Origin of the sequence: Nocardia sp. NPDC006982 (genome assembly GCF_042869435.1) — a bacterium.
Taxonomy (GTDB): domain Bacteria; phylum Actinomycetota; class Actinomycetes; order Mycobacteriales; family Mycobacteriaceae; genus Nocardia.
In genome coordinates this window covers 359981-380743 of record NZ_JBIAFV010000006.1, presented here as the reverse complement: position 1 = coordinate 380743, position 20763 = coordinate 359981, and the positions used below count along the sequence as shown (strand labels likewise).

At 64.7% G+C, this 20763-nt stretch carries 21 protein-coding genes and 2 pseudogenes; 11 read left to right on the top strand and 12 right to left on the bottom strand.

Annotation, left to right across the window (positions count from 1 at the left end; translation table 11 throughout):
* Window positions 1-171: 171 nt before the first annotated feature.
* The gene (locus ACFYOW_RS25875; protein ID WP_387292007.1) at window positions 172-2616 is read left to right on the top strand and encodes a hypothetical protein; all 2445 of its coding nucleotides are present in this window, start codon (window positions 172-174) and stop codon (window positions 2614-2616) included.
* A gap of 27 nt (window positions 2617-2643) precedes the next feature.
* On the opposite strand, the gene ACFYOW_RS25870 is transcribed toward ACFYOW_RS25875, so the two are convergent.
* Entirely contained in the window at window positions 2644-3660 is a 1017-nt protein-coding gene (locus ACFYOW_RS25870) for an alpha/beta hydrolase (RefSeq protein WP_387292411.1), read from the bottom strand.
* Window positions 3661-3879: 219 nt separating this feature from the next.
* Between ACFYOW_RS25870 and ACFYOW_RS25865 the strand changes: the two genes are divergently transcribed.
* From ACFYOW_RS25865 to ACFYOW_RS25850, 4 genes are all read left to right on the top strand, one after another.
* The gene (locus ACFYOW_RS25865; protein ID WP_387292005.1) at window positions 3880-5301 is read left to right on the top strand and encodes a condensation domain-containing protein; all 1422 of its coding nucleotides are present in this window, start codon (window positions 3880-3882) and stop codon (window positions 5299-5301) included.
* Window positions 5302-5311: 10 nt separating this feature from the next.
* Window positions 5312-6895: an ArnT family glycosyltransferase gene (locus ACFYOW_RS25860; RefSeq protein WP_387292003.1), complete on the top strand. Its 1584-nt coding sequence runs from the start codon at window positions 5312-5314 to the stop codon at window positions 6893-6895.
* A 34-nt stretch (window positions 6896-6929) separates the two neighbouring features.
* On the top strand, window positions 6930-7931 hold the full coding sequence (locus ACFYOW_RS25855; RefSeq protein ID WP_387292001.1) for a glucosyl-3-phosphoglycerate synthase: 1002 nt from the start codon (window positions 6930-6932) through the stop codon (window positions 7929-7931).
* Between the two features lie 136 nt (window positions 7932-8067).
* Window positions 8068-9297 (top strand): PucR family transcriptional regulator, encoded by a 1230-nt coding sequence (locus ACFYOW_RS25850; RefSeq protein ID WP_387291999.1) that lies wholly within the window; start codon window positions 8068-8070, stop codon window positions 9295-9297.
* Here the strand turns inward: ACFYOW_RS25850 and ACFYOW_RS25845 are convergent.
* From ACFYOW_RS25845 to ACFYOW_RS25835, 3 genes are read right to left on the bottom strand one after another with little or no spacing between them, the layout of a single operon-like run.
* Window positions 9277-9711, bottom strand: coding sequence for a helix-turn-helix domain-containing protein (locus ACFYOW_RS25845; RefSeq protein WP_387291997.1), 435 nt, complete (start codon window positions 9709-9711; stop codon window positions 9277-9279). The genes ACFYOW_RS25850 and ACFYOW_RS25845 overlap by 21 nt on opposite strands.
* A 46-nt stretch (window positions 9712-9757) precedes the next feature.
* Entirely contained in the window at window positions 9758-9898 is a 141-nt protein-coding gene (locus ACFYOW_RS25840; protein WP_387291995.1) for a hypothetical protein, read from the bottom strand.
* Between the two features lie 31 nt (window positions 9899-9929).
* Entirely contained in the window at window positions 9930-10556 is a 627-nt protein-coding gene (locus tag ACFYOW_RS25835; RefSeq protein WP_387291993.1) for a TetR/AcrR family transcriptional regulator, read from the bottom strand.
* Window positions 10557-10698: 142 nt separating this feature from the next.
* Between ACFYOW_RS25835 and ACFYOW_RS25830 the strand changes: the two genes are divergently transcribed.
* Window positions 10699-11193, top strand: coding sequence for a MarR family winged helix-turn-helix transcriptional regulator (locus ACFYOW_RS25830; RefSeq protein ID WP_387291991.1), 495 nt, complete (start codon window positions 10699-10701; stop codon window positions 11191-11193).
* On the opposite strand, the gene ACFYOW_RS25825 is transcribed toward ACFYOW_RS25830, so the two are convergent.
* Window positions 11194-13395: a hypothetical protein gene (locus ACFYOW_RS25825; protein ID WP_387291989.1), complete on the bottom strand. Its 2202-nt coding sequence runs from the start codon at window positions 13393-13395 to the stop codon at window positions 11194-11196. It lies immediately after the preceding gene.
* Window positions 13396-13503: 108 nt separating this feature from the next.
* Window positions 13504-13659 carry a DNA-binding response regulator gene (locus ACFYOW_RS25820; RefSeq protein WP_387291987.1) on the bottom strand — a complete coding sequence of 52 codons (156 nt, stop codon included), beginning with the start codon at window positions 13657-13659 and terminating at the stop codon, window positions 13504-13506.
* An 82-nt stretch (window positions 13660-13741) separates the two neighbouring features.
* Between ACFYOW_RS25820 and ACFYOW_RS25815 the strand changes: the two genes are divergently transcribed.
* Entirely contained in the window at window positions 13742-14071 is a 330-nt protein-coding gene (locus tag ACFYOW_RS25815; protein ID WP_387291985.1) for a cupin domain-containing protein, read from the top strand.
* Window positions 14072-14081: 10 nt separating this feature from the next.
* On the opposite strand, the gene ACFYOW_RS25810 is transcribed toward ACFYOW_RS25815, so the two are convergent.
* Genes ACFYOW_RS25810 through ACFYOW_RS25795 form a run of 4 tightly spaced genes read right to left on the bottom strand, consistent with a single transcriptional unit; the run spans window position 14082 to window position 15833 of the window.
* Window positions 14082-14411 (bottom strand): ScnB, encoded by a 330-nt coding sequence (locus tag ACFYOW_RS25810; RefSeq protein WP_387291983.1) that lies wholly within the window; start codon window positions 14409-14411, stop codon window positions 14082-14084.
* Window positions 14408-15115, bottom strand: a complete 708-nt coding sequence (gene scnC, locus ACFYOW_RS25805; protein ID WP_387291981.1) for a thiocyanate hydrolase subunit gamma — start codon at window positions 15113-15115, stop codon at window positions 14408-14410. Before scnC ends, ACFYOW_RS25810 begins: the two co-directional genes overlap by 4 nt.
* Complete coding sequence (locus ACFYOW_RS25800; RefSeq protein ID WP_327095983.1) at window positions 15112-15411, bottom strand: SH3-like domain-containing protein; 300 nt, start codon at window positions 15409-15411, stop codon at window positions 15112-15114. Before ACFYOW_RS25800 ends, scnC begins: the two co-directional genes overlap by 4 nt.
* The gene (locus tag ACFYOW_RS25795; RefSeq protein WP_387291979.1) at window positions 15408-15833 is read right to left on the bottom strand and encodes a hypothetical protein; all 426 of its coding nucleotides are present in this window, start codon (window positions 15831-15833) and stop codon (window positions 15408-15410) included. The genes ACFYOW_RS25800 and ACFYOW_RS25795 overlap by 4 nt, the downstream gene beginning before the upstream one ends.
* 297 nt (window positions 15834-16130) lie before the next feature.
* Here ACFYOW_RS25795 and ACFYOW_RS25790 point away from each other — a divergent pair.
* From ACFYOW_RS25790 to ACFYOW_RS25775, 4 genes and pseudogenes are all read left to right on the top strand, one after another.
* A pseudogene (locus ACFYOW_RS25790) lies at window positions 16131-17189 on the top strand (MMPL family transporter); the annotation flags it as partial.
* Between the two features lie 63 nt (window positions 17190-17252).
* Entirely contained in the window at window positions 17253-17522 is a 270-nt protein-coding gene (locus ACFYOW_RS25785; protein WP_063043125.1) for a metal-sensitive transcriptional regulator, read from the top strand.
* 70 nt (window positions 17523-17592) lie between these two features.
* A pseudogene (locus ACFYOW_RS25780) lies at window positions 17593-17856 on the top strand (acyl-CoA dehydrogenase C-terminal domain-containing protein); the annotation flags it as partial.
* A gap of 242 nt (window positions 17857-18098) precedes the next feature.
* Window positions 18099-20318 carry an MMPL family transporter gene (locus ACFYOW_RS25775; protein WP_387291978.1) on the top strand — a complete coding sequence of 740 codons (2220 nt, stop codon included), beginning with the start codon at window positions 18099-18101 and terminating at the stop codon, window positions 20316-20318.
* A 6-nt stretch (window positions 20319-20324) separates the two neighbouring features.
* Here the strand turns inward: ACFYOW_RS25775 and ACFYOW_RS25770 are convergent, their stop codons facing one another.
* Window positions 20325-20633, bottom strand: a complete 309-nt coding sequence (locus ACFYOW_RS25770) for an EthD domain-containing protein (protein ID WP_387291976.1) — start codon at window positions 20631-20633, stop codon at window positions 20325-20327.
* Window positions 20634-20759, bottom strand: coding sequence for a hypothetical protein (locus ACFYOW_RS25765; RefSeq protein ID WP_387291974.1), 126 nt, complete (start codon window positions 20757-20759; stop codon window positions 20634-20636).
* Between the last annotated feature and the right edge of the window lie 4 nt (window positions 20760-20763).

Genomic DNA, 20763 nt, shown 5'->3' with positions numbered 1-20763 from the left:
AGTATTCCGTTCACTGATCGGAGGGGGGTCGTTCACGGCGCGTGGTTAGCGTTTGAAGTTGTCGTTTCCGGAGACTGTTGAGCAGCTCCGAGGGTTTGTCCGCTTCGATGCTCGTCTTGCCATGCCGTGCCTGCGATCCGGGGGTGCGCGGAAACGAATCAGGTTGTGGTCGTGAACAACTGGAGATCGGATTACTGGGATCCGGACCGATGGCGGTTGCCCGCAGTGCTGCGAAGGTGTCGTGCGTGGATACGCGCGACGCGGCGGCGGCGCTGGACGGTCGGGGTCCTGCTCACTGTCTTCGTTCTGGTCGTCTTCCCTGGTCTACTCGGCGCTACAGCCTCGGCTACGGCCGAAAGCGGTACCCGGTCCGCCGGATCGTCGGTAGGTACCGCACTCGGCTGGACTCATGTCGCCGATTCCTCGGGCGTCGAGGCCGCCGGCTATATCTTCGCCACCGACCACGGCGGCGTGCTGAGCCCGGGAAATACCGCGATATCCCTGGTGATCGGCCTGGAATTCGCGGGCTGGAAAATCATTGTGATCACGGCGATCTGGCTGATCGGCTACGCCTTGAGTTTCGAGTGGCTGAACCTCTTCTCGAAGGCACTGCTCGGTGTGGCGCACAGCCTGACCGGACAGGTCGCGACGCCGATCATGCTGGTGACCGCCGCGACGATCGGCGCATTCTTCGTCGCGTGGTTCGTCGTGCGCGGCCTCTACTCCAAAGCAACCCTGCAAGTGGTGACCATGATCATGGTCGGATTGCTGGGACCGATATTCCTTGCCGAGCCGCTGGCCGATGTGCTGTCGTCGGACGGCCTGCTCGCGAAGGGCCGCGATCTCGGCATTTCGGTGGCGGCCGGGCTCAACGGCGACAACAATATCGATCCGCACCACATGGTGGCGACCATGCAGGGCACGCTGACCGACAACTTCGCTCGTCGTCCGCTGCAGGTCTGGAACTTCGGGCATGTAGTCGACGAGCAGGCCTCATGCCGTGCCGCGTGGTCGACAGGTGTCACGGCGCGCAGCGAAGACCGGGTGAAAAAGGGGATCGGCGCCTGCGGGGACAGTTCGGCCAAGGAATCGATCGAGAATCCGAATTTCGAGCAGATCGGCACCGGCCTTTTGCTGCTGCTGGCCGGGGCGATCCTGCTCGCCTTCGGAGCCGTGCTCGCGATCAAGGTGATCCGGGCCGCACTCGACACGATCTACCACGGATTGATGTCGATCTTCGGTTTCGCCGCAGGCGGATTCGTGTACGGACCCACGCAGACGTTCCTGATCCGCAATGTCGTCGACAGCTTCGTCGCCGCGGCACGCATGACCGCCTACACCATCTTTCTCGGCGTTTATGTGCTGATCCTGGGGGACCTGTTCAAGCTCGCCGGTGATCAGGTCATGGTGGTGTTCATCATCGGCGCGATCTTCGAAATCGTGGCGATCCTTCAGCTCAAGCGCCTCAGTAAAAGTTTGGACCGTGGCAATGAGTGGATCGCGAATCGGTTCGCACTTGCCGTGCAGGGCAGCGGTGGTGGCGCACGCGGTTCGGGTGGCAGCGCGACCGCCCTCGGCATGGGAGCGGCCGGCGCGGGCCATTCCATGCGAATGGGTATGCTGCCTGCTCTTGCCGCGTTCAGCACGGTCAGCAATTCGCCTGCGACCGAATGGCTGTGGGGACGGACCCGTTCACCGCTGCGGCCGTTCGCGCGTACGGAGCGGGCGGCACAATTGGGGCAATGGGGATTCTGGGGCGCGCCGGGAATGGGTGGCCCCGAGGGCTACTACGCCCAGGCGTACGTGCACCGGCCGGTATTCGGGAGGGCGGCCAGGGAGGCCGCGCTTGCCGCGCCGAATGGCGGCATCAATACCGTTCGCGGCGCGGCCGCGGCGATACAGGGTTTGGTGGATATCGGCGGGAAGATCACCGATGCACCGGCGGCATTGCTCGCCGCCGGATTCACCGACGAGGACATCATGTTCAACGCCATTCGCTCGTCGTCGATCGTCGATGACAACGCCAAGGGCTGGACGCTCGGCAATAACCATCTCGGCCGCGTGGTGGCCGCAGTCCAACGTGTCCAGGACTCGTCGCTTCGACTCCTCGAGGGTGGCAGTTCTACCGGCGAAGTCGCCGCGGATCTCGCCACCTTGCAGGCCGCCGCATTCCGGTATCGGCGCTCGGCGCCCGCAGGCGTCACCCTTAATGCGGACGAGAACCGATTCGTCGCTGCATACCTGCGCACACCCACGGAGGACGTGGCCAGGGATCTCCAAACAGTCGCTGGTGGCGGCACCCTCGCGGCGGGCCGCCCATTGCACGGTGGTCCATTCGCGAACGACGCCCTCGCCGCCCAGCGCATGCTGGGGGAGATCGGAAGCAGGCAGGCGGACCGTATCTTGAGCAGCGTCAACGATGTATTGGCTGATCCGGCCAACCAAGAGTTGCTCCGCGTGGCTCGTGGCCATATCTCCGAAACGGTTCTCACCGACCAAGCATTGAGCGGGGCCAAACGAACAGCGACGAACACGCCGACACCGCCGAGGCAAGGCAGTCCGCAGCGGCCCGGCTGGGCCCCGCCGATGGCCCGGGTCGGCGCTCAGTTGAATTGAGATGGTGCGCTGAATTGAGATGGTGCGCTACCCGTTCAGCGCGTCGCGGATCATCGGCCACGACTTGTGCAGATCTTCCTGCCAATAGCCCCACGAGTGGGTGCCGGTCGGACGCAGGTCGAAGGTGGCGGGGATGTTCAGCTGCTGGAGGCGGTCGCGCAGTGCGTGCGCGCACTGGTTGGTGATGGCCTCCAGCACACCGCCGTTGACGAGCTGGCCGACGAGTTTGCCACCGTTACCTCGGATGCCGTGACCGTCGAGGGTATCGAGCGGTCCGGGGAGGCCCGTTCCGGTCGAGACGTAAACGGCTGTGCCGCGCAGCATTTCGGCGTGCACATAGGGGTCGTTGGCGGCCCAGGCCGGATCGCTTGGCGGCCCCCACATATTGATCGGATTTCCCCGCCACCGCAGCACGACGGCATCGATCATGGCTTGGCCCAGCGGGTCACTGGTCTGCACGCAACCGCTGTAGGAGCCGATCGCGCGGTAGCGTCCGGGCGCCGCGAGCGCGAGCTGGAATACCGATGTTGCGGCCATGGAGATCCCCGCGATCGCATCGGCGCCGCTGCCGTTGAAGGCCGAGTCGATGATCGGCGGTAGTTCCTGGGTCAGGAAGGTGGTCCAGCGTTGGCGGCCGAGGATCGGATCGTCGTCGCGCCAATCGGTGAAATAGCTGCCATTGCCACCCATCGGGGTGACGACCGTGACCTGTTCGTCGCGGAAGAAATCGACGATATCCGTCTGTTCGGGCCAACTGCTGGCATCCGCGCCACCGCTGGCGCCGTTGAGCAGGTACAGGGTCGGTGCCGGCAGCGAACCATCCTGTGCTCGAAGCACTTTGACGAGGATATCGGTGTCCATTGCGGTCGAGTGCACGCGCAGGTCGAACATGCCGTCCAGGTTCTCGACCATGTCGACGAGGGAGGAGCCGTCGGCGGCGGGGCGAGCGGCGGCGATGGCCGCGGCGACCGTGCTCGGGCCGCTGGGGTCCGAGCGTGCGGTCACGGGCACGGCGGCCATACTCACTGCGGAGATCAGCGCCATCAGCCTTGTCGCAGTTCGCACTCGACTCTTCCTTTCCACTACCCGATGCCGTCGCCACGATAGTCGGCAATTACCAGGGCGGATAAGGCTATTTGGACGATCTTTCGGCGAAATCCATTGCTGCTGGGGAACATCACAAAGTTCGAGCTCGGCCATGGTCGACGGGCAATACATGCCGTTGACTGAGATTCTCCTGGTTTCACGAATTGAGGGCATCCATTGGTCAATTTCGGTTTCTTCGATGAATGGCATCCCGAGGGCGGTCGGCTCACCGCGTGGACGGCGTCGCCGAGTTCGCGGGCGGCGGTGCGGACCGCCCCGATACACGCGACAGGCCCCTCTTACCAGCAGGAGGCGTATCTGCGGACCGCGTATCGCAATGCCGATGCGGGCGTTCGCGCTTCGCGATTGTGCATGATTGCCTTCGATATTCCCGGCGCTCCGGTCCACCATGCGCTGACGCGCGCATGCAACGCATTCCTGCGCAGGCACGACACGTTTTGGAGCTGGTTTTCGTTTACCGCCGACGGCCGGATCGTGCGGCATGTGGCGCGGCCGGAGGATATCGAATTCGTCGCTACCGACCATGGCGAATTCACCGACAGCGACGCGATTCGCGAGCGGGTACAGGCCGAAACACCGGGACCGTTCGAATGGGATTGCTTCAGCTTCGGCGTGATCGATCACGGTGATTCGTTTACGGTGTTCGCCGCCGTGGATCATCTGCATACCGACGGGGTTGCGCAGGCGCTGTCGTGTGTGGATCTGCTGACGCTGTACGGCAACGAATTATCCGGCGGCAGAGTGCCTTCCGCGCCCGTCGACGGTCACCTCGCATACTGTGCGCGCGAACGCGGGCTCAATGAACGACTCACGCTCGCCTCACCACAGATCCGGCATTGGGTCGAGCTGCTGCACCTCAATGACGGTGATATGCCGTCGTTTCCACTGGATCTCGGACTGACCGGCGGTGGCCACATCCGCGGTGCGCAGGTGACGTTGCCGCTGATGAGCGAGGCCGAAGCATTGCGCTTCGAGCAGGTCTGCCAGGACCACGGAGGCCGATTCATCGGTGGACTGTTCACCGTGCTCGCCATGGCGGAGCTCGAATTGACCGGTCGGGATTGGTATTTCGGACTCACCCCGGCCAATACCCGAGCCACACCCGGCGAGGCTACCTCGGTGGGCTGGTACACCAACCTCATTCCGGTCACCGCGGCGATCCGGCCGGATGACACCTTCACCTCCCTCGTCGCCTCGGTCCAGGACGCAACCGAGCGCGCCAAGGAGCTGACCGATATTTCCCCGCACCGGGTGCTCGAGCTGGTCACACCCGATCTGGGCATCCGGACGAAGCCGGGCTGGGCCGCGCCGATGCTGTCGTATGTCGATGTCCGCAGGATGGCGGGCGCGGAAATGTTCGATCGGATCAACGGCGGTCTGTACGGCAATCGGGCAGGCGCGAGCGAGGTCTATCTCTGGATCAACCGGTTCAACGATGTCACCAAGCTGAGCCTGATGTTTCCGGACACCCCGCAGGCACACGCGTCGGTCGACCGGTATGCGAAGGCGCTGACCGCGGTCATTACCGCTGTGGTCGCGGACGGTGACTATGCCGTGCGGGTCGACGTCTTGTCATGACCGTCCGGCTTTGCGCGTTGTCCCTTGCCTTGCCGACGAGGCGCTGGTGACCAGCGCGACCCGGGCGGATGACGCTGATCTGCGAAATACACTGCCGCCGTTCGCATTGCGTCCGGTGGGCGCGATCATCGGGCTCGTCGCGGTCGTGCTGCTGGTGCGAGCGGACCGGTACGACTACTTCGGTGACGAACTGTACTTCTTATCGGCCGGTCATCGACTCTCCTTCGGCTACGTCGACCAGGGCCCTTTGCTACCACTCATCGCTCGATACATGGACTGGGTTGCTACGGGTTCACTTGTCGCGCTGCGCATTCCGTCGATCATGGCGGCGCTGCTCGCGATCGGGACGGCCGCCGCGTCGGCCCGCGAATTCGGCGGCGAGCGTTTCGCGCAGGTACTGGCGGCACTGGCCTACGCCAGCTGTCCGTTCGCGATCACCCAGTCGGCCACGCTGTCGACCTTCGCCCTCGATGCCACGCTGGTTTCGGTGCTGATCTGGTTGACAATGCGCTGGATTCGGATTCGCAACGATCGGCTCCTGATCGCGGCCGCCGCATTGGTCGCGCTGGATCTACAGGTGAAACTATTGGCTCCGGTGCTGATCGCCGGTATCGGCATCGGTGTCATTGTTTTCGGTCCGAGAGATCTGCTTCGCCGGCCTGCTGTGTGGTTCGGTGCCGGGTTATCGGTAGTGACGGTCCTACCGGGACTGGTGTGGCAGGCGCGGCACGGGTGGCCGCAACTGGCCATGGGCGCGACGATACGAGCCGAGCAGCAGGCCGCGACCGGTGCGATCGCCGGATTGCCGATGCAGTTCGCCATGCATACGGGCATCGCCGGATTCCTTGCGCTGGCTGGCATTTGGGCGTTGATCAGGCATTGCGCACTGCGCCCGTATCTGTTCATCGTTGTCACTGTCGCCGTCCAAGCGGGTTTCGTGCTGGCGACCGGGACGCGTGCGTATTACGTCGCGGGGCTACTTCCCGTTTTGTTCGCCGCAGGTGCGGTATGGGCGCAGACCCGCGCGTTCCGCCGGTGGGCGCAGGCCACGGGAACCGCCCTGTCCGCGCTCGCCGCGACAATCGCTGTGGCCGCGGTGTTTCTGTTGCCGGTATCGCCGACTGCCCTGGATCGGCCGACGAATACGCAGAGCGAGTTATCCACCCGAATGCGCGTATCCGGCACCAGCGGTTGGTCGGAACTGGCGGCGGCCGTCGATACCGCCTACCACACAGTCGATCTCGGTGAGCGCGCTTACATAGTCATTGTTACGCAGACATATTGGCAAGCAAGTGCGCTGGACCGACTAGGCGGCCCTGACCTGCCCCCGATCTACAGCCCCAACCGCGGATTCGCCTACTTCGGTCAGCCGTCGGACACCGACTACACGGCACTGTACGTCGCCCCTGAAACAGCGGAACCGGTTTTGCGACATACATTTTCGGATGTCACTTCGGTGGCGCGCCTCGATGATCGACTCGGATTTCCCGGTATCGACCGCGAGATCGTCATCTGGCGCTGCGACCACATGATCCGCCCCTGGGCCGAAACCTGGCCGCAACTGATCACCAACGTGCTCGACCCGGGTATCTGACACCCCCGCGGTCTTCGAGGAAAGGGATTCACCGATGAGATACACGAGCACCAGCATTACCTGGTTCCAGCGAACCTGGTCGCTGCCAGAGCTTGTCGACCGCAAAGGCGAGCGCATCATCTCCGTCGTCATCCCGGCGCTCAACGAGCAGGACACCATCACCGATGTGATCGCCTCGATCCGTGAGCTCGTCGGCACGCTCGTCGACGAACTGATCGTCATCGACTCCGGCTCGACCGACGACACTATGGTGCGAGCCCGAGCGGCCGGCGCGACTGCGGTCTACACCCGCGAGCAGGCCCTCGAGGGGCTGTCGCCACGCCCTGGCAAAGGCGAGGTGCTGTGGCGTTCGCTGGCCGTGGCAAACGGTGATGTCATCGTTTTCCACGACTCCGACCTGGTGGCGCCGGACCCGCGATTCGTACCGGCCTTGGTGGCGCCGCTGCTATTCGATGAGCAATTGAAGCTGGTCAAAGGCTTCTATCGGCGGCCACTGGCTACCGATCCATTCGAGGACGCCGACGGTGGCGGGCGCGTCACCCAACTGGTGGCGCGTCCATTGCTTGCCGCGCTGGCCCCCGAACTCGCGGAGGTGCTGCAGCCGCTCGGCGGGGAATACGCGGCGACGCGAGACCTGTTGACCAACCTCCCGTTCGCGCCCGGCTACGGCGTCGAGATCGGCATCCTCATCGATACCTGGCAGCGCCACGGCGCACATGCGATCGGCCAGGTGGACCTCGGCACCCGGATCCACCGCAACCGGCCCACCCACGAGCTGGCCGCCATGAGCCGCCAGATCGTCGCAACCATGCTCGACCGGTTCGGCATTCGCGACTCGGGCCGCGGGCTGATCCAATACCGCCCCGACGGCGCGACCTGGCGACGCACGACGAGCACGGTCTCCCTGGCCGACCGCCCCGCTATGTCGGCGCTGCCTCCGGCTCCGATCACCGACGAAATCGCCTCCGCCGCAGTCGAACACTTGCTTTCGCCTGGTAGAGACACGCCGATATTCGAAGCCGCCCTGAACGAGTGAGCGTCGGCCCGGTGCGCGTCATCGAAATCCGCCGAAGGTTTTGTGTCGCTTCACCATCGACCGCCAGGTGCGTATCACACACCGAGAATCTGTCGTAGCGTGACCGACCGACGGTGTAGTCGAACGGGGAAATGCCATGACGGTCACGAATGATCCGATCGAGCCGAATTTCTCGGCATTGTCGCGCAAGATCGTGAACCGACTCGAAAGCGTACCGGGCGAAGGGCTCGATGGCGCCGTCCAGAGCGACCTGATCGCGGTCGCGCGCTGTGGCCTGGAGGGGCTCACCACCGCGATTCGTACAGGCCGGCCGGTATCCGGGCGAACCGTCGCCCGGCTCGAGGCCATCGCGGCCAGAATGGCGGATCGGGAGTTGCCGATCTCGCTGATCCAGCACGTCATGCATGCCGGTATCAAAGCCGGTTTCGAACTCGTCGCATCCGATAGGCCGCGCTCGGTTCGGCAGGGTTTCTGCACCGATGGCGCCCGGCTCATCCAAGCGACACAGGCGCTTTCGACCGCGATACTGCGCGGGTACGTCGGCGAAGTGCGTGCCATGACCGGTGATCGCAGAGTCGCCGCGCAGACCCTGGTATCGGCGCTGCTGGCCGGAAAAGCGGATCTGGCGATGGCGCAACGATGCGGCACCGAACTTTCGCCGTCCTATTTCGTGGTCGCGGTCGCGCTTGGAGCGCATCCCGACGAGAACGATCGTCGACTCGATTCCCGGGTGGTCGCGCGCCGCAAGCTGCGGCGCGTCCAAGCCGAGCTGGCGACCCTTCGTGCATGCCAGGTGCTATCGATACTCAGCGTGGACGGCGGAACCATCCTGATCCCAACGGAATTCGCGGCCGATGTCGAAGAACGGCTGGACGACCTGGTCGCTCGGCTGACCCGCGCCGCTGCCGCACCGATAACCGCGACATTCACGGCAGCGCCGCGCGGCCGGATTTCCCACGCCGCCGACCGCGTGCACAAACTGCTCGACCTCGCCCTGCGCCTGGATCGCGGACCCGGTTTGCACCGGTTCGAAGATCTGGCACATGAGTACCAACTGATCCAGCCGGGTCCCGGCTACCAGCACCTGCGTGCGATCCTCGAGCCACTGCGGGCCGAGCCCGGACTCCTCGACACCCTCCGCACCTACTTCGCCGCACAAGGCAAACGCGCGCCGACCGCCCGCACGCTCGGCGTCTCGACCAGCGCCGTCCGCCGCCGCCTCATCAGAATCGCCGAATTGACCGGACTCGATCCCGAAAACGCCACCGACGCCTGGTATCTGAGATCGAGCCTGGTTGCCTGCACCTTCGCCGACTTTCCATCGAGCCAACCACTGGGCACGGCGTTATGCCTGGTCGGCTCCTGAGTCGCCGGTGTCCGACGGCGCAGCCGGTAGTCCTTCGCTCGCCCGCAGCTTCTCCGCCATGGTGGCGAGCAGATTCTGTGACTCCTCGGAAAGGTCGAAAGCCCGGCTCGATAGTCGGCGCAGGTGGTAGCCCTGGAGCTGAGACAGCAATTCCAGGTCGTGGTCGATTTTGGCGGCGTAGACGTCGTTGAAGAAGTAGTCCGGTTTGACCTTGAAGAACTTGGCGAGGGCGGCCATGGTCTCGTTGGACGGGTTGGCGCGCTGTCCCGAACGCAATTGGGACAGATAGGGTTTCGAGATCGGGTGTCCGGAGTTCGTCAACGCGTCGGCGACTTCCGCGTTGGTATGCGAGCGGCGGCCCGGGGGATGCACGGTTTCGAATAGCTTGTTCAACCGCTCGGCGAAATCAGCCATCTGAGGTGCCCATCTTCTTCGCTGATCGAAACATCGGCCTCGCAGGTTACCGTGCCCGCTCACGGACCACTCGGGCGACGTCGATGCGTTGCACGAGCCGGCCCGCGGGCAGCTGCGACAGCGCCGCGGCGGCGACTACCGCGGCGACCGCCAGCAGTGGCGGTATCGCGCCGATGACGAGGTGCACTCCGCGCAAGGTCGCCCCGCCACGGGGCCGGTCAGTCCTGGTCTCGCTCGCCTTCGTGTGGATGATCACCGGAGTTCCCTTCGCTCGCAATGGGTTCGGTCAGTCCGGCCGCGCGCAGCAGTGGGCCGGTCACATCGATCGATTTCAGCGTCGGGTCGATCAGTCGGTGCAGGATGAGGCCATCGATCAGGGCCGGCACCACGGCCGCGGTCGCCGCCGGATCGGCCACGACCTGTTGATCGCGGAACCATTCGGCGAGTGCGGCCCTGGCCTCGGCGACGAACCGGCCGAGTTCGCGACGCAGGCGTTCGTGCCGGGTGGCGGCGAGCATCATCTCGCTCATGGCGACCGTTGCCGGATCGGTTGAGATGTAGGAACTGATCGCGGTGAGGATCTGGCGCATCGCGCCCGGCCCGGATGCCGCGAGCACCCCGATCATGACGTTCTCGTATTCGGTGCGCGCTGTCTGTAGCGAAGCGTCGATCAACAGGTCGGTCACCGACGTGAAGTGGTAGTGCACCAGTCCGGGGCGCAGCCGGGCGCGCTCGGCCACCATCCGGGTGGTCACCGCGGCCCAACCGTGTTCGGCGATCAGTTCGGTGGCCGCCGCCATCAATCGGGCCCGGGTTTCCCGGCCCTGCTCAGCCGCTGTGACCACCGGAATACCCCTCCGCCGAGTCGGTTGGACAACCGCCTTGGGCGTATGTCCAATCTAATCCTGATGATGGCACTGTGCAATAGTTGCCATAAGCAAGATTGAGCTAGCGGGTAAGGTCCTTACGTCGCACCGACGGAGGAGGATGATGGCGACGTCAGCCCGCTCGACACCATCGGACTCGGTCGACGAGGTCACCGACGCATTGCTGACCGCGTCCCGCCTGCTCATGGCCATCTCGGCCCGCTCGATCGCGCACGTCGACGATACGATCACGCTGCCGCAGTTCCGTACTCTGGTGATCCTCGCAACGCAAGGCCCGAGCAATCTGGCCACCTTGGCGCAGCAACTGGATGTGCAGCCTTCGACCGCGACCAGGATGGTCGAGCGACTCGTATCCGCGGAATTGCTTACCCGGCAACCCAATCCGCAGTCCCGTCGCGAGCAGATCGTCGATCTCACCGAGCACGGACGTCACGTCGTCGCCGAGGTGACCGCGCGACGTCGCGCCGAAATCGCCCGCGTCGTGCAGACCATGCCCGCCGCTCAGCGGCAGGGGCTGGTGCGAGCGCTGACCGCGTTCACCACCGCGGGGGAGGAGTGCGGAGCCGCCGAGGGACTGCAGGCGTATCCGCTCTAGTTAGCCGCGCGCGGCAACCAGTTCCGGCTCGCGCTCGGGTTCATCGGGATCGGGCACTTCGTCCGGGAATCGACGCCTGGGCCGGACATGAGCCCACTGCAAGGCAGCCAGCCCGGCGAGTCCGGCAAGTGCCGTCGCACTGCTGAGCTTCCACCCGGGTGGCCGCCAGGACAGGAGCAATTCCGCGTTGCCGGTATTCGGCGGGATGTCGACGGCGATGAAGGTGCCCGCCACCGTCGTGAACGGAATATCGGTGCCGTTGAGGGTAACTCGATAACCCGGCCAGCCGAGGCGAGCGAAGACGACACGTCCGCCGCGGGGTGAGGTGACCCGGATCCGGCTGGTGACACTGTCGCGTGACACCGAACTCGCTTCCACGCCTTCGGCATCGGCGATCAGTCCATTACGGATCGAGAGCGGGCCGTCGACGCGTTCGAGTACCCAGATATAGCGTTCGTGGCCCGGGTAGTCGACCCACTTCCAGCCCGGTGGTGCGGGGTGGTCGCGGGCATCGGGGAATTGGGCCCGCTGCAGGACGACTCGATCGACCTTCATCAGATCGACAATCGTTTTGCCAGTGGAGGATTCGGTCGAAAACGCGCGACGGTAGGCGTCCGGACAGGTGCTGCCGTCCCAACCCATGCACAGCAGCGCGCTGAAGGCGGCATATCCGATCGGGGTGTACGCGTTGACGTAGTCCAAGGGCAGGTTCTTGGCGTAATTGCCGAAGGCGAGGGACCCGTATGCGCCGGCGAGGCTCTTATCGCTCGGCTGCACGAGTGCGCGATCGGCGAGTTGCAGTGTGACACCGGGGAAATCGGGGAACGTCGCCTGCATCTGCGACCGCCGTTCCGGAAAGTTGTACGACATCGGCGTCGGCGGTGCGCCGCGCACCTGCGAGTAAGCGATCGGGAACATCGCCACGATGGTCAGCAGGCAGGCCGCCGCCACCCCTCGGGCGCGGATCACCCACAGCACCGCGGCCCCGAGCGCGGTCACCGCGACGACCGCGACGAGATGCCACACCAGCAGTGCCGGCGCCGCCGAGAACGACCGCAGGAACAGCAGACCGATCAATACCCCCGCAGCTGTTCCACGACGTCGCCACTGTTCGAAAGTGCCGTGCCGACTGAGTAGTACGCACACCAGCACCAGCAAGCCGAGCGCGAGCATCGGCAACACCCTCGCGGGCCATCGCAGCGGGCCGATACGGCCCGGCCCCGCGGTCCACATCAACATTCCCGCCGCGAAGATCGCGATGGAACCGAGGTCCCGCGCCGATTTCAGCGCCCTCCGCCAATCGATGAATGCCAGCGCGGGAATCAGGAACCACGCGATGTACACCATGGGCAGCGGCTGGATATAGCCCCACCATCCGGTGAATGCGGGCACGGTGCTGGGCAGGCTGGCATTCAGCGATTCCGACCACGGCACCGTCAGGAACGGGTCGTTGAGCACCCGCTCGTTTCCGCGCCAGGTGACCGCCGAGGACAGCACGCCGGGTAGATAGGTCGCCAAGCCCGCAAGTCCCGCGCATCCCGCCGCGAGCAGCAGCCGGATCGAGGGTCGCCACCCGCGGTGGTAGAAGAATTCGCCGACGGCGACCGCCCCGATCATCAATGCCGATTCGACTGCGGGAAAGACATATTGGACCGAGATCGCCAGATACAGGAATACGAAGACCGGGATCGGGCCGCCCCGGCCACGCGAATAGCGCAACGCCGCGGCCCACGCGTGCACCATCCATGCGGTGCCGGTCAGCGAGGTCGCCCAGCTGGCCTCGTCGAAGAACAGGAACCACCCACTCAGTGTGAACGCGACCCCGGCGACCGCCGCCCAAGGCGCACGCGCGCCGTATACCAGACAGATCCGGAACACCCCCAGCGCGGCGATGATCGAGAAGACCAGCTTCACCACCGTGACGAACAGCGCGAGGTTGTCGACCGACGGCGCGATCAGGTCGACCAGCAACTGCGGCGGATTGTAGATTCCGGCTTCTTCCAGCGCATAGTTGCCCGACATCCACTCCCACGGCACCAGCGCGGGAAAACGCCCCTCCCGTAGCTGCCGACCGAGCATGACCCACATCGGCCCGTACTGGGATTCGGTGTCATCGGTATAGAAGTGCCGGCCATTCGCCAGCAGCACCGCCGCATAGCCCAAGACCACACCGACCCCGGTGATCGTCCCCCATCGATACACATCCCTCGGTGATCCAACCGCCGCACTCGATGCCACGAGTCCGAGACACTACCGGACCAGCGCAGTATGCAACAGTTGCTATCTGCATCTATCTCGCTGGTGAATCGCTCAGAGCTCGTTCAGGCCGATGTGCCCGTCCTGCGGTGCGCGCCCCGGCAATGCGGCCTTGGTCGAAGCCGGTCGGCCGGCCGCATGGTACTTGTCGCGGATGCGTGCGAGGTGGGTGGTGACCGTACCCGCGGAGATGTAGAGCTGTTGGCACACTTCGGTTTTGGAATCGCTACTGAAATCCGGGTCCGGGTCTGCTCAGCGGAATAGTGCGGCCGAATCCGGCAGTTGTAGAGATATGGAGATCACCGAGTTCCCCGGATACGAGTGGACATCCGTCGCGGATTCGCCTGTGCGAGAGCTATTTCCGGGCATTCGCGCGCGGGCGCTGTGGCGCGGGGCGAACGGCGCGAAAGCGTACGTGCTGGAAATGGATCCGGGCACCGCATGGGAGGGCATCGATCTGCACGAACCCGGACCAGAGGAGGTTTTCGTAGTATCCGGCACGTTCAACGACGGATTCCGCGACTACCCGGCCGGATCGTTCATCCACGCTCCGGCCGGATCGTCACACATCCCGCAGTCGAGCACCGGCTGCACACTGTTCGTCTTCTACCCCGAGGGCTGAAGCCGTCGAGTCACTCGCGGTTGAACCGCTCCCGGACCGCGTCCATTCGGGCGCGCAACTCATCCGGGACGATCACTCCACGATCCATCAGCGTGTGGGCCGTCACGACGACCGATCGGGTGTGTACGGGAAAGTCGTGGTAGATCGTCTCACCGAGCGCATCCTCGGCATGGCGGCGTTCCAGACTGTCCAATGCGCCGCGCCAGGACAGGCATTCGCATGTCGCCTGCATGCTCGACTCCCAAGGGTCGGGCTTGCGATCGAGATCGGGCAGCGCGTTCTCCCGCCGCGACTGCGGATCCAGGGTGCGCAGGAGCACGTCGTAAGGGCTGCTTGTCATCGACCGCTCCTTCCCGAGGCGGCCTCGACCTGGTCCGGCGGCGCCTGCGCGGTCCAATCGACCTGCGGCACGGCCACGCCGATCATCGTGTCCCGGGTGACGATGGCGGCCAGCTGTTCCTCCGTCCAGCCCTCGGTGCCCGCCGGGCGCATCGGCATCACCATGAACCGGGACTTCTGGTTCGAATCGTGCACCCGGACCTCGACCTCGGGCGGGATATGCAGGCCGAATTCGGCGAGCACCTGACGCGGCCAACGCACAAGGCGCCGACGGTAATTGGGGGTGCGGTACCAGTCCGGCGACATACCGAGAACCGGCCGCGGGTAGCACGAACACAGCGTGCAGACGATCACGTTGTGCACCTCGGGCGTGTTCTCCAGCACGTAGAAGAAGGTGTAGTCGCTCGGCGTCCCGGACCCGGTCGGGTCGCGCCAGTCGATGCCGACCTCCTTGCACGTCTCGGTGCCGTCGGCGAGCAGGCGCGCCTTGAACTCGGGATCCGTCCACGCCTTCGCGACCAGTTTCGATCCCCCGTGCGGACCGACCGATTCCGCCCATTCGGAGAACCGTCGGTGGTCTTCTTGCGAAAACAGGCCCTTCTCGATGGCGAGCTCGCGAACCGCGGTCTCCAGGATCTCGAACTCGCTGATCTGCGAGCTCGTCTGGATCGGCGCATGCGCCCCGTGATCATGGGTCTGACTCACTTGGCATCCTCCTCTGCGGGCTCGAGCCAGCGCTCGGAGACCTCGGTCTCCAGGGTGTCGACGTCGAAGCCGGTGTATTTGGGCCAAAGATCTGTCTGGCGGAATCGCACGACGTAGAACGGTTCGAAGCGACCGTCCTCGCGTCCCCACGCTTCGTCTTCCGGAATCACCCATTCGGGCCGGTATTCGACGACGACGCCCGTTCGACCACGGGTGTAGGCCTGGGTGCGAGTGTGGAACATCGACGTCGCGTTACGAACCCGGACGCGATCGCCGATTTCGTATTTCCTGGTCATTGCCGCGCCTCCAGTCGTGCGCGTACCTCGTCCAATTTCGCGGACAGTTCGTCCGGGGTGATCAAACCCTTATTGATCAAAACCTTCGCTGCGACGGTCGCCCAGCGCGCGTAATAGGGCAGGCCGAAGTACAGCGTCGCGCCGAGGTCGTTCTCGGCTCGTCGGCGCTCCTCGGAGTTCCACACGCCACGCCAGCCGAGGCATTCGCAGGTGACGTAGGTGTTCATCTCCCAGGGTTCTTCATCTTTTTCGCGGTACTCGATCGGCACATCCGGCTGTCCGCCCACGTCGTGCAGGACGTGTCGGAGTGCGGTGAACAATTCGTTCGAGATCTCGTAAGGCGAGTCCAGCGGTTTGCGGAAAACGGGAGCGAGATCTGCTACGCGAGTTTGAACTTCGTCGAATCGATTCGGTGAACTCATGAGGTCTCCGTAGTGACGGATCCGATGTTCCCCCGGCCGAGTGATCGCATACGGCGCACACCCGGCTGCGGGGCCGCGAGCCCCTATTCAAATTGCATTGATCCGACTGACAAGGCTACACGTCAAGATCGTTCGATTGAAGCCGCCGCCGCCCGCCGTGTCACCCGAAAGACCACCATGACCTGCTCGGACGCGGGTTCGCGGCCGTGCGCGCGCAGCGCGGCTCGGGCGGAGTCGGATCTTTCACACAACCCGAGCTTGGCCTTCTTTATACCCCCTGGGGTATCGTCATTTGTGCGGCGGCAGCAACACCGATCGGCGCGCTTCGCGGCCTGGGCCGAACTGCAGCACCGGCGGCCGTGGCCATTCGCCATCGGCGCGCCGGCGGTGCTCATCGGCTTGGCGATTCCGGTCCTCGGTCTGAAGGTGGCAATGCCCTCGATCGCGGTCGTGCCCGAGGATGCTCCGGTGCATCGCGGCTACGAATTGGTGCAGCAGCAGTTCGGGGCTCCCGGGATGCTGCAGATCATCGCTGCGCAAGAGGTCGGCGCGCGGGCAGCCGAGATTGCGGCGGCGACCGACGGCATCGCCATGGTCACCCCGCCGCAGCCCGCATCCGATGGCAGTGGTCTGGTGATGCTGCAGGCCATGCCGACTGTCGATCCGTCGGATGCGTCCAGGGGCGCGACCCTCGATACGCTGCGCGACCGGCTGCCCGGCGGCGCGTTGGTCGGCGGCGCGGCGGCGGAGAATCTCGATCTGCAGCAGGCGCTCGACGATTACTCGCCGATCATCGTGGGCGTCATCCTGGTGCTCGGCTTCGGGTTGCTGATCGCTTTGCGGGCTCCGCTGATCGCGGTGCTTGGCACCGTCGTGAGCCTGTTGTCCACGGCGGCGGCCTTCGGTGTGGCGAAACTGGTGTTCCAGGACGGGCACGGCGCGAGCCTGCTCGGCTTCACCCCGCAGGGATTCCTGGACGGCTGGGGACCGGTGTTGTTCTTCGCCATGATCTTCGCCATCGCGATGGACTACACGGTATTCCTGCTGGCCACGGCGAAGGAGCACTACGAGCTGTCGAATGATCCGAAGGTCGCGCACGTGGACGGTGTGGCGCATTCGGGCCGGGTCATCTTCGCCGCGGCGGCGGTCATGGTGGCGGTGTTCTTCACCTTCGCGCTGGCGGATCCATTGCCGCCCAAGGAAATGGGCATCATCCTCGGTGTCGCGGTGCTACTGGACGCGGTACTGATCCGACTGGTCCTGTTGCCGGTGCTATTGCGCCTGACCGGTCATGCGGCCTGGTGGTTACCGGCCTGGCTGCGCAAGGTGCTGCCCGACATCAGCTTCTCGCACTGACCCTGGGAGCCGCATATACCCCGGCGGGTATGCTGGGTGATTCGATCGAAGGAGACGATTCTCATGGTTGGTGACGAGGAAAGCATCGCCCAGGTGCTCAACCGCCTGCGCCGCGCACACGGACAACTCGCGGGCGTGATCTCGATGATCGAACAGGGCCGCGACTGCAAAGATGTCGTCACCCAACTCGCCGCGGTATCCCGTGCCCTCGACCGCGCGGGGTTCAAGATAGTCGCCAGCGGCCTGCGCGAATGCCTGACCCGGGAAACGCCCGAAGGTTCGGAACCCATGACCGTCGACGAACTCGAAAAGCTGTTCCTGGCCCTGGCCTGACTCGAAGAATCAGAAAAACTTCCTGGCCGCAGGTTGGGAGTTCGGCCGAAACGATCGTGCACCACGGACCGTGCCGTGGTGCGCCGTTTCCGGGTCGACGCTCTCTAATTCTGCTGCGGCTCTGGCGATTTCATCTACTTCGGTGGGTGGCACTCCCATGCTGATCAGGCAGGTGCGCGTTTCCCGTCCAGATCCCCGAGGCGACCGGAGCTTCTATGAGGGCAAAGTTGCCGTCGCCTCGTTCTTCGCCAAAACCGTCCTGCCCGGACTCGGCGCCGACTGGGCAGTTGTTTCCGATATCGACACCACCGCAATGGAACTCGACGACGCGGCGCTTGACGCCTGTCTCAGGCCGATGCCCACGAACGCAATGTGTTCGTGGGCAACCCACTACGTCCCCGAGATCGGGTTGAACTGTTCGACCTGTGCCAGAGATGAGCTGAGCCCAGATCGGCCGAGGGTTGCTGACCATTGCTGCGTTTATGAGGAAATCGTCAGTTGTTGTGTTATCGTACCGGTGTTGTGCGTGATCGCTTTGCTGATGTGTCAATCGGTGGCTCGGTGAGAGGACCCCGTATGTCCCGGTATCTGTTCGCCCTCGGTCAGGTCGTAGCGCGTCGCCGCTGGTGGGTGCTGGCGCTATGGATCGTCGTGCTGGTCGGTGCGATCGGTTTCGCTGCCGGCGCCGGTGGCAAGACCAACGACAACTTCACCGTTCCCGGCACCGAGTCGCAGGATGCCGTGTCATTGCTGCAGCAGCGGATGCCCGCGTTCAGTGGCGCGCAGATGCAGATTGTCTTCGAAACCCCCGCCATGGCCAAGGTGACCGATCAGCAGGTGACCGGCGAGATCGAACAGGTGATGGCGGGGCTGAAGGGACTGCCGCAGGTCGCGGCGGTCGTCGATCCGTTCCAGGCGCAGGCGGTCTCGCCGAATCAGCGTGTGGCATTGGGCAGTGTGCAGTTCTCGGTGTCGGCGGGTGAGGTCGGCGAGGACACCCTCGACGAGGTGGATCGCATTGCCGACTCGGCTCGCGATGCCGGTCTCACAGTGGAATTCTCCGGTGCGGTCTATCCGGGCTTCACAGCCGAGATCCCGCACACCCCGGAGATTCTCGGCATCGTCGCCGCATTCATCATTCTGCTGATCACCTTCGGTGCGGTGGTCGCCGCCGGACTGCCCATCATTACCGCGTTGGTTGGCGTGGGTATCGGGCTCACCGGGATTCTGGGCGTGGCCGCCTTCGTCGACGTGGCCTCGGCGGCGACCTCGCTGGCGCTGATGCTGGGTCTGTCCTGTGGCATCGACTACGCGCTGTTCATCCTGTCGCGGCATCGGCACCAGATCGTGCTGGGAATGGCTGCGGCCGAGTCGATTCCGCTCGCGGTCGGAACCGCGGGCAGTTCGGTCGTGTTCGCGGCGATAACCGTGATCATCGCACTGTGCGGGCTGGCGGTCGCGGGCATTCCCTTTCTCACCGTCATGGGGCTGACCGCGGCGGGTGCGGTGCTGGTCGCCATGCTGGTCGCACTGACACTGCTGCCCGCGCTACTGGGCTTCGCCGGCGATATGGTCGCCAAGTTCATCTCGCCGCCGCTGCACCCGGGCAAGCCGCAGGAGGTCGCGCGCATCGCCGCCTACCAGCCCGAACGCACATTCGGGCACGCGTGGGGCCGATTCGTCACCCGATTCCGGATCCCGATGCTGGTTCTCGGTATCGCCGTTCTCGCCGCACTGGCCATGCCAGCCACGCGCATGGATCTCGGATTGCCCAGCGGTGAAACGCAATCGGAGTCGAGTACCGCCCGCAAGGCGTACAACATCGTAAGCGGGTCGTTCGGCCCCGGTTTCAACGGACCCCTGCTGGTTGTCACCGATCTGTCGGCCGCTGCCAGCCCGGACGCCGCACAAACACTGATGGGCCGACTACGGCAGGTCCCCGGCGTCGGCGTCGTCCAGCCCGCGGGCTCCGGCAACGGGTTGCTGCTGGTCCAGGTCATCCCGAAGACCGGTCCCAACGACTCCGCGACCACCGATCTGGTGCACCGGCTGCGTGACGATCGCGACAGCATCGAAAGCGGCACCGGCGCAACCTATCTCGTCGGTGGCACGACGGCAGCGAACATCGATACCTCGAACCAGTTGGCCAAGGCTCTGCCCATCTTCCTCGCGGTCGTCGTGGGTCTGGCGTTGGTATTGCTCACGATCGCGTTCCGCACGATTCTGGTCCCGCTGTCGTCGATCGTCGGGTTCATCCTGTCGGTCTTCGCCGCCCTCGGCGCACAGGTTGCCGTATTCCAATGGGGCTGGGGTGCAGGCCTTTTCAATGTGACCACGGCACAGACGCTGAGCTTCCTGCCGATCATCACCCTGGCCATCATCTTCGGCCTGTCCAGTGACTATCAGATCTTCGTCGTCTCCCGGATCAAGGAGGAGTACTCGCGCACCGGCGAGGCGATCAGTTCGGTGCAGAACGGTGTCGCGCATTCCGCGCGCGTCGTGACCGCCGCGGCGCTGATCATGTGCGCGGTATTCGTCGCCTTCACCACCACCGACAATCCGATCGTCAAACCGTTGGCGTTCACCCTGGCGGTCGGTGTCCTGCTCGACGCCTTCATCGTCCGGCTGACCCTGGTACCCGCGGTCATGGCCATCATCGGAGACCGCATGTGGTACCACCCGCGCTGGTTCGCGCGCTATGTCCCCGACCTCGACATCGAGGGTGTCGAACTCGAACGCCGATTCGGTCACGACGCCGAAGTCGAAGTGCCGCAAGACATTACCGGTGTGTCGTGATGCCAGCTAACCGGGCAGCACGTGCTCCTTGGTCACGAAGTAGGAGGACTGCGCCAGGTCGATGAAGTTCTTCTCGTCCTGGGTGAGTCGGTCGTTGGCCTGGATTCCCGCGGGTGTGGTCAATGCCGTGATCACGGCTTGTTCGGAGGGGAACCAGACTTCGGTGACGCCGTCGAAGGTCGCGTCCGTGCCTCGCGCGGTGGCGAGCAGCAGGTTCTGCGTCGAATCCACCGTGTGGCTCTGCACGTAGCGGTAGCCGCCGAGCACCTTGATCTGCTCGGTGGCGAAAGGCCCGTGGTTGTTGAGCCAGTTCACTTAGTTGGCTCGGCGTGTTCTCAGTCGCGAGATGCCGAAGCTCAGCGCGGCTATCGCGGCGGCGATCGGCCCGTAGACGTGCAGTGCCGCGATCTGCCTGCGGGCGTTGCGAGCCTGGCTGGTCATTGCG

Coding starts and splice junctions, on each gene's coding strand:
- ACFYOW_RS25855 (WP_387292001.1), top strand. CDS start 6,930: ATGAGATACACGAGCACCAGCATTACCTGGTTCCAGCGAACCTGGTCG.
- ACFYOW_RS25830 (WP_387291991.1), top strand. CDS start 10,699: ATGATGGCGACGTCAGCCCGCTCGACACCATCGGACTCGGTCGACGAG.
- ACFYOW_RS25785 (WP_063043125.1), top strand. CDS start 17,253: ATGGTTGGTGACGAGGAAAGCATCGCCCAGGTGCTCAACCGCCTGCGC.
- ACFYOW_RS25800 (WP_327095983.1), bottom strand. CDS start 15,411: ATGACCAGGAAATACGAAATCGGCGATCGCGTCCGGGTTCGTAACGCG.
- ACFYOW_RS25795 (WP_387291979.1), bottom strand. CDS start 15,833: ATGAGTTCACCGAATCGATTCGACGAAGTTCAAACTCGCGTAGCAGAT.
- ACFYOW_RS25775 (WP_387291978.1), top strand. CDS start 18,099: ATGTCCCGGTATCTGTTCGCCCTCGGTCAGGTCGTAGCGCGTCGCCGC.
- ACFYOW_RS25815 (WP_387291985.1), top strand. CDS start 13,742: ATGGAGATCACCGAGTTCCCCGGATACGAGTGGACATCCGTCGCGGAT.
- ACFYOW_RS25845 (WP_387291997.1), bottom strand. CDS start 9,711: ATGGCTGATTTCGCCGAGCGGTTGAACAAGCTATTCGAAACCGTGCAT.
- ACFYOW_RS25765 (WP_387291974.1), bottom strand. CDS start 20,759: ATGACCAGCCAGGCTCGCAACGCCCGCAGGCAGATCGCGGCACTGCAC.
- ACFYOW_RS25850 (WP_387291999.1), top strand. CDS start 8,068: ATGACGGTCACGAATGATCCGATCGAGCCGAATTTCTCGGCATTGTCG.
- ACFYOW_RS25810 (WP_387291983.1), bottom strand. CDS start 14,411: ATGACAAGCAGCCCTTACGACGTGCTCCTGCGCACCCTGGATCCGCAG.
- ACFYOW_RS25870 (WP_387292411.1), bottom strand. CDS start 3,660: ATGGCGCTGATCTCCGCAGTGAGTATGGCCGCCGTGCCCGTGACCGCA.